The following is a 12,984-nucleotide window of genomic DNA, read 5'->3' on the forward strand; positions in this document are numbered from 1 at the left end:
TCGCGGACGCCCCAACCGGCCACCGACCCACCCGTCGCACCGCGCCCGGGCGGTGGCATCGAGGTTGAGCAGCGGCGAAAGCTCACGGGCAAGGGAGCCCATTCCTATCCATCGGCGCGCTCGAGCGCCCGCATTCGGGCAGCCGCCGCGGCCCCGACGGCGAGCACGACGCTGAGGACGCCGTCCCACAGCACGAGATCGCTCGCCCCCGGCACTGCGTATCCGATGAGGAGACCGCCGATCACCAGCGCCAGCTTGCTGCTCAGCGCGATGACCCAGACGGCCAGCAGTCCGGGACGGACTGCAAGGAGGGCAAAGAGTGCGGCCCACGTCATAAGCCCGACCGTGCGCCACAGCTCGGCGACGAGAACCTCCACGGAGGCGGATGGCAACGCGGCGGCACTCGATATTGCCGCCACCAGTGCGAGCACGGCGGCCACGACCGCAGCGGCTTGAGCAATCATCCGGTAGCGACCCATCGCGCCAGGATTACGCACCAAGATGAACAGCAGGTCGCTCGGGCGTACTGCGAGGGAGAGCACCGAACCGGTGGACTGCGACGCATGTGCCGATCCCTGGTTTCGACGTAGCGGCCGAGGGCTACGTGGGTAGACCGGTTCTGGGCCACTGCGTTCACGCTGGTCAAAGGCGTGTCACGAAGGTGACAGACCTTCGTGATGACGGGTGACAGACGTTCGTGACAGGTGGCACCAACGGAAGACGCTAGTCGCATTCGGCGCTGCCTGGTGCTGTGGAGTCATGATCGAAACACAGCAGCTGACTAAACGGGTCCGAGCAGTCACGGCCGTCGATGATCTCTCCATCACCGCTCCTGACGGACAGGTGACGGGTTTCGTGGGTCCGAACGGATCGGGTAAGACAACGACTATGCGGATGGTCGTCGGTCTGGACCAGCCCACCTTCGGAGAGGCCACGGTCGATCGGCGACACCTGCGCGACCATCCTGCGCCGCAGCGGGTGGTCGGTGTCATGCTCGACTCGAAGGGCGCCCCCGATGGCATGACGGCCCGGGCGCATCTGCGCTGGCTTGCCGCCGCCGGTCGTATCCCTTTGGCGCGCGCCGATCATCTCCTTGAGAAGGTCGGCTTGGGCTCGGTCATGTCACGGCGGATCGGCGCGATGGCTATGGGGATGCGGCAACGCCTGGGCATCGCCGCCGCGCTGCTGGGTGACCCCGGAACGGTCATCCTCGACGAGCCCGTCAATGGACTCGATCCGGATGGGGTGCGCTGGGTGCGCCATCTGATGCGCGACCTCGCGGCGGAGGGCAGGTGTGTGCTGGTCTCCAGCCACTTGATGGCCGAGATGCAGCAGACCGCCGACCGCGTGGTGGTGATCGGCGCCGGGAGGCTGCTTGACCAGTTCGACATCAGCGACCTGGAGGACGGCACAAGCCTCGAGGACGCCTACCTGCGCCTGACGGCTGGCGCTGTTGAGTACCGCGCAGGTTCGGACGAAGGGAATCACGCATGACCACGGTTGCGTCTGCGCCCACTACTCCCGTACCGGGATTCATGGACGTTCTGTCCGCGGAGCGGCGCAAGCTGCTTGCGCTGCGTCTGCATCCGATCGGTATCGTCTTGATCCTGGCGGTCAGCGTTGGCGTCGGGTGTTCATGACGCTCATCGGGGACAGCTCGACCCTTGCCGATGCTCAGTCGGTGAGCGACTACGCCGTCATCTTCTACAGCTCTGGGTTGACGACCTGGGCCTTCGTCTACCTGGCGGCGAACTTCGTCGCCATCGAGTTCCACGGGATCGGCCAGTCCACCTTCGTCGCCACCGCACGCCGGACAAGAGTGCTGGCGGCCAAGCTTGTAATCATCGGCACCGGGGGCTTGGTCGTGGGGCTGATTGCCTCGGTGACGACCACCGCCGCAACGCAGGGCATGCTCGCACTGCAGGGATATGAGCTGCTTGACCTCACCGACCCCGGCCTCATCCGCGCCGTCGTGGTACTGGTCGGCGCATCGATGGCGGTGCAAGGACTGATCGGCGCCGCATTCGCGGTCCTGACCCGATCAGCGGTGGCAGCCGTGGTGACCACCGGCCTGATCTCGCTCGTGCCGGTAAGCATGGCGACGTTTCTGGGCGAGTGGTACTCCGAGCACATCCCGCGATGGCTGCCAGGAGCGGCGGTGGAGAGCCTCGCCGGCGTGGCCGCCCCCGAGTCATACGGGTATCTCCCGCTGCCGCTGGCCGCCACGGCCGTGATCGCGTGGCTCGCCATCCTGCTGACAGCCGCAGTCCTGCGGCTGCCCCGCATGGACATCCGCTGACCCGCACCATCGAAACGAAGGAGCACCACCATGGCAAGAATCGACTTCAGACCCGACGCCACCGTCGAGCAGGTCATGAGGACAGTCCGAGAGACGTTTCAGTCCCGCGACTACCTGTGGGAGCAAACTGACGCCGAGAACGCCGTGGCGAGCGAGGGTGGCAAACCAGTCCGTACCGCAGCGCTTCCGGTCTCCCAACGGGTCAGGGTGAGCATCACCATCAACGCCAAGAAGCACAAGCTGACGTTGACGCTGGAATCCATCGGTGCCGCCTACAGCGCGGCCGGCGGCGGATGGTTTTATATCCAGCTCGCCTCCCGCTACCGGAAGATGGTCAAGGCAGTACGCGAAGACCTCGCCGCGGCTGCTTTGCGGTGACCGATCCAGGAGCGAGATCATGGACGTGGAGGGAGGTCACCGTGAGCGCACGACTCGAACGCGAACAGGCCTGGCCGCTGCTCGGCTTGGCCGCGTTCAGCCTGCTCGGTGCCAGCATCGGCGTCGCAGCGATCCCCTCCGCATGGCCCGCCATCATGGCGATGACACTTGCTCAGCTCGCGGTGACCGCGCTAGGGCTGCTCTCTCCACGCCAGCCCGTACTGTGAGCCTTCGCCGTCGCGGCCGTCTCGCTGGGCTCGGTAATCCTGGACTCACGGCTGTCCGAATTAGCCTACAGCGGCGCGATCCCCTGGACCAGCCTGGGTACAGCGATGGCGGCGTTGAACCTCTACCGTCGAGCGGCCGACTGGATCGCGATCTGGGCCGGCACAGCCGCTCTCGTGCTCAGTTCGGTCAGCCTCGTCATAGTCAGCATCCAGGCGGCAGTACCGCTGACGAGCGCCGTCTTGGCCGCCAGCGTGCCCTTCCTCATCGGGGTCATCATCGCCTTGATGCTCCACCTCGGCGACGCCCGCAATGATCGCGTCCACCGCTCCGAACTCGCCATCACAGCCGGCGACCCCAAGGATCAACCGGCACCGGCACCCGGCAGCCTCGGCGCAACCAGGCGCGCGCTCGCCATCGTCGCCCTCCGCAGCGACGAACTGGTCACCTCGACCGAGGACGAGCCGGCACGTCGTACCGCGGCCGACCTGCGTGACCTCGCCAGACGGGCACTCACCGACACAGGCTCAGGCGAGCACAGCATCGCCCGCATCGAACTGCACCCCGCCACGAACAGCGCTGACGCCGAGCTCTCGCCAACGAACCGAGCAGTCGCGCCCATGCCAGAACTCCCGGACCGCGAACGCGAAATCCTCCGGCTCGTGGCGACCGGAGCAACCAACGCCGCCATCGGTCGCAGCCTCTACCTCAGCGAGGCCACCGTCAAACAGTACGTGTCCAGGCTCATGCGAAAGTTCGATCGAGAAAACCGCACTCAGCTCGCAATCATGGCCGTCCGCTGGTTCGACGGCGTTTAGGAGCCACGAACCACCACCACAAGAACTTCTCACAACACCAGGCGTCAGTGTCCTCATTCGGATTGACGGCGGGGAACCGTCTCGTCATCAACGGCATTCTTCAGCTGACTCGTTCCCCTTGACATCACGCTCGGCGCGAATCCACGCCGCGCAAGAAGGGTCCGATCAAACGCGGCAGCAGGCGATTTCGAGTGCGCCCACTATCGCCCTAGTCGCCATCGGGGGCGCTTGCTCAGGGCACGAATCTAGGTGGCAATCGGGCTCTTCAGAGTTGAGTGTGGGGTGAGGCGTCGAGTCCTCCGGTGATGAGGAGCATTCGGAGGCGGTAGTGCTCGAAGTTGCGGAAGCCGCGAGCGATGCGGCGACCGAGTTCGATGATCCCGTTGATGGCCTCTGTCCCGTCGTTGCTCGCGCCGTCGGTATCGAAGTAGGCCAAGAATGCTGTCCGCCAGCGGCGTAGGGTCTTCCCGAGCCTGGCGATCTCGGGGATCGGGCAGGACGGCAGCCTCGCGATGAGCTGCTCGGCGAGGCGTCGGCCCTGGGCGGGCGTGGGCTGGTGGAAAACGTCTCGGAGGTCCTGGGCGCACTGGTAGGCGACCTCGACCGCGATGTGATCGGGATGGGCCGCGAATGCGCTGGCCAGCCGGTTCTGCTGGCGCGGCGTGAGGCGTTCTCGTCCGGCGCGGAGAACATGGCGGATCCCGTAGAGAGGCTCGCCCTTGCGGCCTCGATGGCCGAGGGTCTCTTGCTGGATCCGGCGGCGGACGTCATCGACCGCAGCCCCGCCGAGCTTGACGATGTGGAAGGCGTCCAGCACGCAGGTGGCGTCCTCGAGCTGGTCATCGATCGCGTTCTTGTGGAACGGATCCAACGTCGCGATCTCGACCCGCTGGCGAAACCCTTCGCCCCGTTCATCCAGCCAATCGCGATAGACCGTCCCTGACCGGCCAGGGACGAGGTCCAGCAGCCGCGCTGTCGGGTGAGGTCCGCGGGTCAGGTCGACCATCCCGGTGAGTTCCTTCGGACCGCGCCGGCGCGGATCGCGGTGGTGCCAGACGTGCTCGTCCACGCCCAGGACCTGAACGCCCTCGAACCTGGATGGATCGTCCGCGGCCCGGGCCAGGACGGGCTGGACCTGAGACCAGAGCGTGTTCCAGGTGGTGCCGAGCTGGCGGGCAAGGCCCTGGACCGTCGCTCCCTCGCGGCGGAGCTGGCTGATCGCCCACCGGATCGCACGGGTGCTGAGAAGGGCGGCGTCGAGGGCGACATCGGCTGGTTCCGGCGGAACCACCTCGTCCCCATCCCCGAAGTCGACTCCATCGAGGAGCTCAACGCGATGGTCGACGCATGGGACCGCTCAGCCGACGATCGCCGGATCTCGTCGCGTGCGCACACCATCGGAGAGCACTTCGCAGCCGAGCAGCCACTCCTGGCTTTCCTGCCGGTTGAGGAGTTCGAGACCGGCCGCTGGTTCACCCCTCGGGTAGACAGGTTCGCTCAGGTCAGCGTCCGGATGAACAAGTACTCCGTGCCCGCCCGCTACGTCGGCCGCCAGGTCAGAGTCCTGCTGCATGCTAGCGAGCTGGTCGTCTACGACGGCCAGACAGTGGTGGCGCGCCACGAGCGGCTGATGACCAAGAGTGGCGTCCAGCTCGACCTGGACCACTACCTCGAGGTCCTCTTCCGCAAGCCCAGAGCCCTCCCCGGAGCCACCGCCCTTGAGCAAGCCCGGAAGGCAGGCCGATTCACCCCGATCCACGACGAATGGTGGGCCGCAGCATGCAAGACCCACGGCGACGCCGACGGCACCCGCGCCCTAATCGAGGTTCTGCTGCTGCACCGACACCTCGCGCACGAACATGTCGTCGCGGGACTCGCCGCCGCTCTGCGAGCGGGAGGCCACACTGCAGACGTCGTCGCCCTGGAAGCCCGCAAGGCCGAAGACAGCACCCACGACAACGGCGGCGCATTCGACACCGCGGACTCGACTCGAAGCGACACCACCGGGATCGCGTCGCTCACCGAGCGACGACTGCGCAAGCCCTTGCCCGTCGATACCCGACCGCTGCCGACCGTCGACCAGTACGACCAGTTGCTACACCGCCCCTCACGCGTCCAGGAATGAAGGAGCCCCGCATGACCCGCCGCCGAGGAATGACCGAAGAAGCCGCCGACTCATCCATCGACCAGGCGTGCCGCATGCTGCGGCTGCCGACCATCCGCCAAGGCTTCGCCGACGGTGCCGACCGGGCCGCCGCCGAGCAGATGTCCTACCGAGGGTTCCTCGCCGAGCTCCTCCTCGCCGAGTGCGACGACCGAGCACGACGCCGCTCAGAACGACGGATCAAAGCCGCGAAGTTCCCCCGAGAGAAGTCGCTGCGAGCCTTCGACTTCGACGCCAACCCCAACATCGACCCCGCCACCATTCACACCCTGGCCAAGTGCGACTGGGTCAAGAAGGGCCAGCCCCTCTGCCTCATCGGCGACTCCGGCACCGGCAAGTCCCACCTGCTCATCGCTCTGGGCACCGAGGTCGCCATGGCCGGCTACCGGGTCAAGTACACCCTGGCCACCAAGCTCGCCAACGAGCTCGTCGAGGCCGCCGACGAGAAGACCCTCTCCAAGACCATCGCCCGATACGGACGCGTTGACTTGCTCTGCATCGACGAACTCGGCTACATGCAGCTCGACCGCCGCGGAGCAGAACTCCTCTTCCAGGTCCTCACCGAACGGGGCTCTTCGCGCTTGAGCGGGGTGCCCGGTAGTTGATGGGGCTCGTGGCCCCGACATGCTGTTGGTCTCTCACAACGCGACAACAGCGAGGCCACGAGCATGAACGAGGGTACGTCAGTGCTGCTCGGGCTGGAGGACGAGTTCACCGTCCTGCAGCTCGAACGAATCGATGCCGACACGGTGCGTGTCGTCATCGAGGTCATCGACCCGGAGGGCGCCTGCCCCGAGTGCGGGGTGCTCACCTCAAGGATCAAGGAGCGGCCACTGGTTCGAGTCAAGGACTTGCCTGCCTCCGGCCAAAGAACCGATCTGTGGTGGTTCAAACGGCGCTTGGTGTGCCGCGAACCGGCCTGTGGGACAGCGACATTCACGCAGCAGTCCCGCGCTGTGCCGGCACGGTCGCGGCTCACGACCCGGCTACGAGAGAAGATCGGTTCGGCGATCGCGTCGGGCAACCGCGCCGTCAGCGAGGTCGCTAGCGAGTACCAGGTGGCGTGGTCGACCGCGCACCGGGCGCTCATCGCACTGGCCAACCAGTGGCTGCCCGAGCCGGAACCCACCCGCGTGCTCGGCATCGACGAGACCCGCGCCCGGTCGGTGCGCTGGGTGCTCGAAGAGGCCGGCTGGACACGGTCGAACCCGTGGATGACCTCGTTCGTCAACGCCGACCCCACCCTGCCCGGGCACCTTCTCGGGCTGACCCCGGGACGCTCCGGGGCGTGCGTGATCGACTGGCTCGCGCTGCAGACACCCGCGTTCCGGGCCGGCATCGACCTGGTCGTGATCGACCCGTCCGCGCCGTACGCGGGCGGGATCCGCACCGCCTTGCCGGACGCGCGGATCGCAGTCGACAAGTGGCATCTCGTCGCCCTCGCCAACCTCATGGTCACCCAGGTGCGTCAACGGATCACCCGGCAACTGCACGGCCGCCGCGGCACCGCCACCGACAAAGTCTGGGCCAGCCGGCAACTGCTGCTCACCGGCTACGAGCACCTCACCGTCAAGCAAAAGGCCCGGTTCAACGCCGCCCTCGCCGCCGAGGATCCGACCAACGAGATCGCCGCCGCGCATGCCGTCAAGGAACGCCTGCGCCTGCTGCTGGCCGAACACCAGCCGCACCAGATCCGGCGCAGGCTGTACGACTTCTACGACGCCGCCGCCCGCGCCGACATGGAGGAAACCAGCCGCCTGGCGACCACGATCGACACCTGGTGGACAGCGGTGCTCGTCGCGCTCACCGAGGACGTGACCAACGCCCGCACCGAGGGCTTCAACCGGATCATCAAGCAAACCAAGCGTGTCGGATGCGGCTTCACCAACATGGACAACTACCGAAGGCGCATCATGGTCCACATCGCCCTCACCCGAGGGCAGAGACCAGCAGCATGAAATCAGCACACGCCCCGCTCAAATGCGGAGAGCCCCGAACGGGAGGAGAAGGCATCGGTGGCGATCGCGTGAACGAGTCGTTTTCCGGCTGGATCAAGACCCTCGCCGTCGTGACACGAGCACTCAGCGATCCTCAAGTTGTTGAGTACACCGCCCGCGACGCGCTGACGGCTGCGAAGCCGTACGTCTTTCGTACGCGGATGCCCGACGTGAGATAAGCACGGCCTCCATCTCTCGACGTGGGCGCGGCAGCCATGGAAGGCGTCAGCAGCCACCCTTCACCCGGCCAAGCGCCGGTACCGTCAAACTCATGCAGTTCGTCCTCAACGGTCGTACCCACACGCTTGACGCCGAGACCGTGCGTGCGCGTGTTCCAGGTGTTCCACCGGACCCAATCCGAATGCACTGGGTGGAGATCGACGGCCGTCGCTGGCCGCCAAAGCAAGCATTTCGTGTCGCTACCGGTATCACGGACGAACCTTTCATCAGTCACTTCGCGGTGCGGTTGTTCTGGCGGCTTGGCTTTCAGACCAGCCCGCTACCGAACATCAATCGACCGGTCATCAAGCCGCATGACCTCGGCCCAGATTCGACTCGGGACGAGGACGGCATCGGTGCAGCAGCATTCGAGATCCTGGACCGGTTCCTGTCGACTGAGTCGCTGACTGCGAAGATCGCGAGATATGAGGCGACGATCGATGGTGCCGATGCGGCGGCTGCGGAACAGGTACTGGAGGCATCGGGGTTTGACGGCGACCTCGTCGATAGCGCGTTGATCGTGCGCGAACGAGTGGGGATGCTCGACACGCTGATCCACGCGGCAGTGATCATGCAGGTGCTTCCGATCATCCTTGGACCCGGTGAGGTCGTCTCGAAACGTCCATCGTTGGGCGCGGGCAACGATCCAGGGAGAGTCTTCGATTTGGAGACAAACCAGCGGGTCGCGGAGTTCAAACTGTCGTCGTGGAAGGGCGCCGACAGCATGCGTCAGCGTGGCTTGTTCGCCGACGTCGTAGGCCTGTCGATGGACACCACCGGCCGGCGTCGCGAGGTGTACGTCGTTGGCGCGTTACCTGTCCGGTTCCTCACAACCAGTAATCGCAATGCTGCTAGGACATTGTCGAAGGCGGCGCTCAAGTTGCGGAGCCCGCAGGGTCTCACCGATCAGATGACTGTCGCGGAGTACACGCGCAATGCAGAAGTCGAGGTGGTTGACCTTACGAACCTGATCCCGAAGCTGCGCTGACCTGCCGTGAGGATCCGTGCCGAAACCGATGCGGCTCTTGGCTATGACTGCGGCGTCAAGTTGACACGCCGCCGGCGCCATACACTGACCGCTCGATGACTCGGGCGACCATTTAATCAGTCTTCAAGGCGTGTCGCCGTCAATCTTCGCAGCGAACATTGGTCGAATCGGGGTTTGATCAAAGTAGGGGCAGTTTTCAGGTCGTTTTGGCATCGAGAATCGCACAACTTGGAAGTTTGTTCGAGGTGAGAACTGTTCTCGCTGACAAGGGGTCGCGATGTTTCTGCAGGTCAGGAACATGGCGATCGGCGCGGCAGTAGTTATGTAAAGTTACTCGGGCGTACAGCCTGTGAGCTCGCGAGTAGGTGCACCGGTGGTCGACGATGTCTGGGGCGGGGACGGGGATTAGTCGTCTGGGCATCTGCTGGGACGGTTCAGCCGGACGACTCGGATATTGTCGAGCACGCCGCCGACTCCCGACCGACCGGGCGCGTTGACCGTCGTGTCAGCCACGACGAGCACGACCGACGGGAGAACCGGGTCGTCCTCGTCACCCAACGCCGGTCCGCGCGGTCGAGCGGTCTGCCCGTCCCGGGCATCCAACAATTCCTCCAACTGGGCAAGCAGCATCGAGCCGGTACCAGGGTCGGCGGACAGGTGTTGCCCCTGCAGCGGCGATTGCGGTGAGTCGCAGTGGGGCAGCCATTGCAACCACTCCCACCGGCCGCGATGACGCACCGAAGTCAGGCACGCGACCACCACGTCGGCTGGGGAGTGCAACCCGACGATCTGGGCGAGCACTGCTCGCGCCACCCCGTCGAGCTGCGACGAACCGCCGCAGACGCCGATTCCGACCGCAGGTCTGCGGTCACTGCAGCCTCCGGCAGCACGCACGCCATGCTCCGAGGCGACCGCGCGGGCCTCCGACAGGAACTCCGGCACTCCGTTCGGGCGCAACTGAGCCACCGTCGTCGACGGCACGATCGTGCCGAGCCCGAGCCGAACTCGCAGAAATTCAGGATGCTCGGGCCGTCGCGACCAGAGCAGATCTGAGCGGTCGAGGATCCCGCGGACGGCCTCGGCCGCCGACGGGTACATCCGCAGACGAAGCTCCCGCTCTCGCTGCAATGCATCAGTGATGTTCTGACTGGTGGCCGACAGCGAGGCGCGGAACGCCGCCGCGTCTGCCGTCGTCTTCTTGCGCGTGATACCGCTGCGACCACCGCGTTGAAACCATCATCAACGGGCTCAGCGCAACGAACAGGATGCTCATCGCGCTGCGCTTGAACGCGAACAACGCCGCGCCCATGACCATCGGCGCGAAGAGAGCAAGCAACGGGAACGACGGGACGTCGACGGGTTGCGGCACCTCGACCGCATGATCACGCGGGATCGACGGCGGCTCGATCGAGCCGAGCGCGGGGACGCGAGGCCTGGCCAGTACGACATCGGACAGTACGGCGACCTCCAGGGTCGCCCGACGGAACGGCGGCCAGGGGCGGACTCGAGTACGATCACATCCCTTCGAAGGCATCGCTCGTCCGGGCGTTGGAAGACAGGTACGGTCGAACCGTCGATCCGTCGATTCGTGGGAGCGAAACGCCGTCTAGCGTGACGCGACCGCAGTCGCGATCACAGTCGTGCAGCACCGTGCCGGCTGCACGCACGGATACAAGAACTCCGATGCTCGGATCCAGCAGGATGCAGCAGATCTCCGCGCAGCCATGGAGGCCGACCTCGCGGCGCGCCGAAGCACGCTGCGGGAGCAGGGAGTGCCGGGCACGACGATCGATGAGATCCTGGGATCCGACGCGCCAACAACGGGAGATGGTAACCATGACAGCGCCCCGAACCCTTCCGCCGGGTGAGATCGGTGTCTTCGACGCTGCGCTCGCCGGCGATGCGAGCGCGTTCGGCGGGGCCATCGCACTCCTGGGTCCCGGCATGGAGTCCGAGGAGTACGAGCGCCCCAACGGCGGGACCGACCTCATGCTCCACTACGCCGCGACCGGAGGCAGCATCAGACTCCGCGGCGGAAATCCCATCGTGATCCGCATCCCGCTGCGCTCCGACGCAGGCGAGCCGACCTACCGCGACCCCGCCGCGCTCATCGAGGGGCTCGACGGCGAGAGCACCCGTGGCGGGGTCGAGGCGCTCCTCGGCGAGCCTGACCGTGCAAGCCAGATCATGGACCTCTATCGCTACGGCGATCACTATCTGCGCTTCGACTATCAGCGCGGCCGCGTCGAGGTCGTCTCGATGACGATCTCGGGCGTGGAAGACTGACGCTGCTAGCGTTCTCCTGACGTGCCTGCCCACGCGCGACTCGACCCTGAGGATGAACTGATGACGACCATCACCGGTGACTGCGGACCCTACCTTGCCGTGCTCGGCCTCGCTGAGGATGACGCAGCCGTCCGGGCGATCATGGAGCAGCAGAAGGGCAAGGCGACGACCGAGACCTTCAAGGGCCCGTTCAGGCACTATGTGAGCTACGACAAGAGCGGCGTGGGCTTCGTGTTCGACGAGCAGGGGCTGATGCAGGTGTCGTTCTACGTCGTCGCGCATGGCGGCTTCGACGCGTATCCCGGCCGGGCCACGCTCATCAGCGGCCTCGATGACTACACCAGGGACGGTGTTCGTGCTGCGTTCGGCGAGCCGACGGAGTCTCGCAGCGATGAATGGGATCTCTATGAGGTCGACGACCGCGTCGTGCACTTCGAGTACGACGACGAGGGTGTCGTCTGGACCGCGCGCGTGTTGCGCGAGCGCGTCGACGGCTGACGCCGTCACGCGAACGCTCGACGGCGACATCGACGCGAAGGCCGTCGAGATTCACGGCGAGGTGCCATACGGCGAGTCGTTCACGTCCCAATGCGACGAGCCGCCGCGATGCGATGGCAAATGGCTTGAATCCGGAGATGCTCGCCGCGACGCACCGCCTCGACGGCACAGCAGGCGGCGACTGGAACGACATCTCGGGCCTCGGTGACTCGAGCATCAACTCGTCGCTCGGGTCGCAGTGGGGATCGCGGAAGCAGGAGCTCATGGCGGCGATCGAGACGCTGCAGCAGAACAACCCCAACCTCGACCTCAGCACGGTGCCGATGTCGATGTCGATGTTCCTGCCTACACTGCAGAACCGTGATCGAGATTGCTGACTTCGTCGCCCATGCGCCCGTCCCTGCTGCCACGATCGACCGGTACCGGGGGCGGGTGTCCGATGAGCTGATCGACATCTGGGAACGCTACGGGTACGGGTCGTTCGCCGACGGGTTCTTCCAGATCATCGACCCCGACCTCTACCTCGACCAGCTCGGCACCGAAGGCATCGGCTACGTGCCCCGCGTCGAAGGCGCCGAATCGATCCCCATCCTCACCACCGGACTCGCCGACCTCGTCTGCTGGGAACCCGACGAGTCCGGCCTCAGCGCCACGGTCTTCCGCAACAACACAGGCACCGGTCTCGGCAGCAGCCTGAAGACGCTCTTCACGATCCTGAATCAGCATGGCATCGCACTGCTTGCCGACCGCATCGACTACGAGATGTATCCGAAGGCCGTCGCCGCGCACGGGCCGCTCGCGTACGGGGAGTCGTTCATGTACGTGCCCCTGCTGTCGCTGGGCGGTGCGAAGGACGTCGCGAACATGCACAAGCGCGAGACCAGCACGGCGATGCGCATCTTCCTCGAGTTCCAAGGCCCCGTGCAACACTGAGCGTCGTCACGACGCACCGCGCCGGGCAGCGGGAGCTCGGCGGCCGCTTCGAGCGGGAGCCTCGCCCCGTTCGAGCTCCGCGCGGCGGGTTCAGGACCGACGACGCAAGCGCCGGCGTCATGGCCGTTGACCTCGAGGGTGAGGGGACCGGGTTCCCTGCCGACCTTCGACGAGATGCT

General features: G+C 65.9%; 15 protein-coding genes and 2 pseudogenes. 13 read left to right on the top strand and 4 right to left on the bottom strand.

Translation table 11 applies throughout. The annotated features are described in order from the left end of the window. Positions 1 to 104 precede the first annotated feature (104 nt). Positions 105 to 542, bottom strand: coding sequence for a hypothetical protein (locus MF407_RS00315; protein ID WP_168990298.1), 438 nt, complete (start codon positions 540 to 542; stop codon positions 105 to 107). 217 nt (positions 543 to 759) lie between these two features. Between MF407_RS00315 and MF407_RS00320 the strand changes: the two genes are divergently transcribed. From MF407_RS00320 to MF407_RS15465, 5 genes are all read left to right on the top strand, one after another. Then, on the top strand, positions 760 to 1,494 hold the full coding sequence (locus MF407_RS00320) for an ATP-binding cassette domain-containing protein (protein WP_129627214.1): 735 nt from the start codon (positions 760 to 762) through the stop codon (positions 1,492 to 1,494). A gap of 187 nt (positions 1,495 to 1,681) precedes the next feature. Then, positions 1,682 to 2,299 (top strand): hypothetical protein, encoded by a 618-nt coding sequence (locus MF407_RS00325; RefSeq protein ID WP_129627217.1) that lies wholly within the window; start codon positions 1,682 to 1,684, stop codon positions 2,297 to 2,299. 30 nt (positions 2,300 to 2,329) lie between these two features. Further along, positions 2,330 to 2,677: a hypothetical protein gene (locus MF407_RS00330; RefSeq protein ID WP_239700653.1), complete on the top strand. Its 348-nt coding sequence runs from the start codon at positions 2,330 to 2,332 to the stop codon at positions 2,675 to 2,677. Between the two features lie 41 nt (positions 2,678 to 2,718). Further along, complete coding sequence (locus MF407_RS00335) at positions 2,719 to 2,904, top strand: hypothetical protein (RefSeq protein WP_129627223.1); 186 nt, start codon at positions 2,719 to 2,721, stop codon at positions 2,902 to 2,904. Between the two features lie 105 nt (positions 2,905 to 3,009). Further along, positions 3,010 to 3,720 (top strand): LuxR C-terminal-related transcriptional regulator, encoded by a 711-nt coding sequence (locus MF407_RS15465; protein WP_275578142.1) that lies wholly within the window; start codon positions 3,010 to 3,012, stop codon positions 3,718 to 3,720. Positions 3,721 to 3,985: 265 nt separating this feature from the next. Here the strand turns inward: MF407_RS15465 and MF407_RS00345 are convergent. Continuing rightward, positions 3,986 to 4,972, bottom strand: a pseudogene (locus tag MF407_RS00345) (ISL3 family transposase); the annotation flags it as partial. 84 nt (positions 4,973 to 5,056) lie between these two features. Here MF407_RS00345 and MF407_RS00350 point away from each other — a divergent pair. The 4 genes and pseudogenes from MF407_RS00350 to MF407_RS00365 all read left to right on the top strand — a co-directional run bounded on the left by MF407_RS00350 (position 5,057) and on the right by MF407_RS00365 (position 9,088). Continuing rightward, the gene (locus MF407_RS00350; RefSeq protein WP_205744802.1) at positions 5,057 to 5,845 is read left to right on the top strand and encodes a hypothetical protein; all 789 of its coding nucleotides are present in this window, start codon (positions 5,057 to 5,059) and stop codon (positions 5,843 to 5,845) included. Between the two features lie 29 nt (positions 5,846 to 5,874). After that, a pseudogene (locus MF407_RS00355) lies at positions 5,875 to 6,453 on the top strand (ATP-binding protein); the annotation flags it as partial. A 99-nt stretch (positions 6,454 to 6,552) separates the two neighbouring features. Beyond that, positions 6,553 to 7,842 (top strand): ISL3 family transposase, encoded by a 1,290-nt coding sequence (locus MF407_RS00360; RefSeq protein WP_239700656.1) that lies wholly within the window; start codon positions 6,553 to 6,555, stop codon positions 7,840 to 7,842. A 310-nt stretch (positions 7,843 to 8,152) separates the two neighbouring features. Beyond that, positions 8,153 to 9,088, top strand: coding sequence for a hypothetical protein (locus tag MF407_RS00365; protein WP_129625353.1), 936 nt, complete (start codon positions 8,153 to 8,155; stop codon positions 9,086 to 9,088). A gap of 405 nt (positions 9,089 to 9,493) precedes the next feature. On the opposite strand, the gene MF407_RS00370 is transcribed toward MF407_RS00365, so the two are convergent. Together MF407_RS00370 and MF407_RS00375 are read right to left on the bottom strand one after the other, a co-directional pair. Next, entirely contained in the window at positions 9,494 to 10,216 is a 723-nt protein-coding gene (locus MF407_RS00370) for a hypothetical protein (protein ID WP_129625354.1), read from the bottom strand. Between the two features lie 4 nt (positions 10,217 to 10,220). After that, a complete protein-coding gene (locus tag MF407_RS00375) occupies positions 10,221 to 10,622 on the bottom strand; it encodes a hypothetical protein (RefSeq protein WP_129625355.1) in 402 nt (133 codons plus the stop codon). A 302-nt stretch (positions 10,623 to 10,924) separates the two neighbouring features. Here MF407_RS00375 and MF407_RS00380 point away from each other — a divergent pair, with 302 nt between their 5' ends. The 4 genes from MF407_RS00380 to MF407_RS15750 all read left to right on the top strand — a co-directional run bounded on the left by MF407_RS00380 (position 10,925) and on the right by MF407_RS15750 (position 12,805). Further along, on the top strand, positions 10,925 to 11,374 hold the full coding sequence (locus tag MF407_RS00380) for a hypothetical protein (protein ID WP_239700659.1): 450 nt from the start codon (positions 10,925 to 10,927) through the stop codon (positions 11,372 to 11,374). Between the two features lie 60 nt (positions 11,375 to 11,434). Continuing rightward, on the top strand, positions 11,435 to 11,872 hold the full coding sequence (locus tag MF407_RS00385) for a hypothetical protein (protein ID WP_239700662.1): 438 nt from the start codon (positions 11,435 to 11,437) through the stop codon (positions 11,870 to 11,872). A 137-nt stretch (positions 11,873 to 12,009) separates the two neighbouring features. Continuing rightward, positions 12,010 to 12,249 (top strand): polymorphic toxin type 15 domain-containing protein, encoded by a 240-nt coding sequence (locus MF407_RS00390; RefSeq protein WP_205744703.1) that lies wholly within the window; start codon positions 12,010 to 12,012, stop codon positions 12,247 to 12,249. Continuing rightward, positions 12,233 to 12,805, top strand: coding sequence for a GAD-like domain-containing protein (locus MF407_RS15750; RefSeq protein ID WP_168990198.1), 573 nt, complete (start codon positions 12,233 to 12,235; stop codon positions 12,803 to 12,805). The genes MF407_RS00390 and MF407_RS15750 overlap by 17 nt, the downstream gene beginning before the upstream one ends. Positions 12,806 to 12,984: the final 179 nt, after the last annotated feature.

Origin of the sequence: Yimella sp. NH-Cas1, from assembly GCF_022359705.1 — a bacterium.
GTDB lineage: Bacteria > Actinomycetota > Actinomycetes > Actinomycetales > Dermatophilaceae > Yimella > Yimella lutea.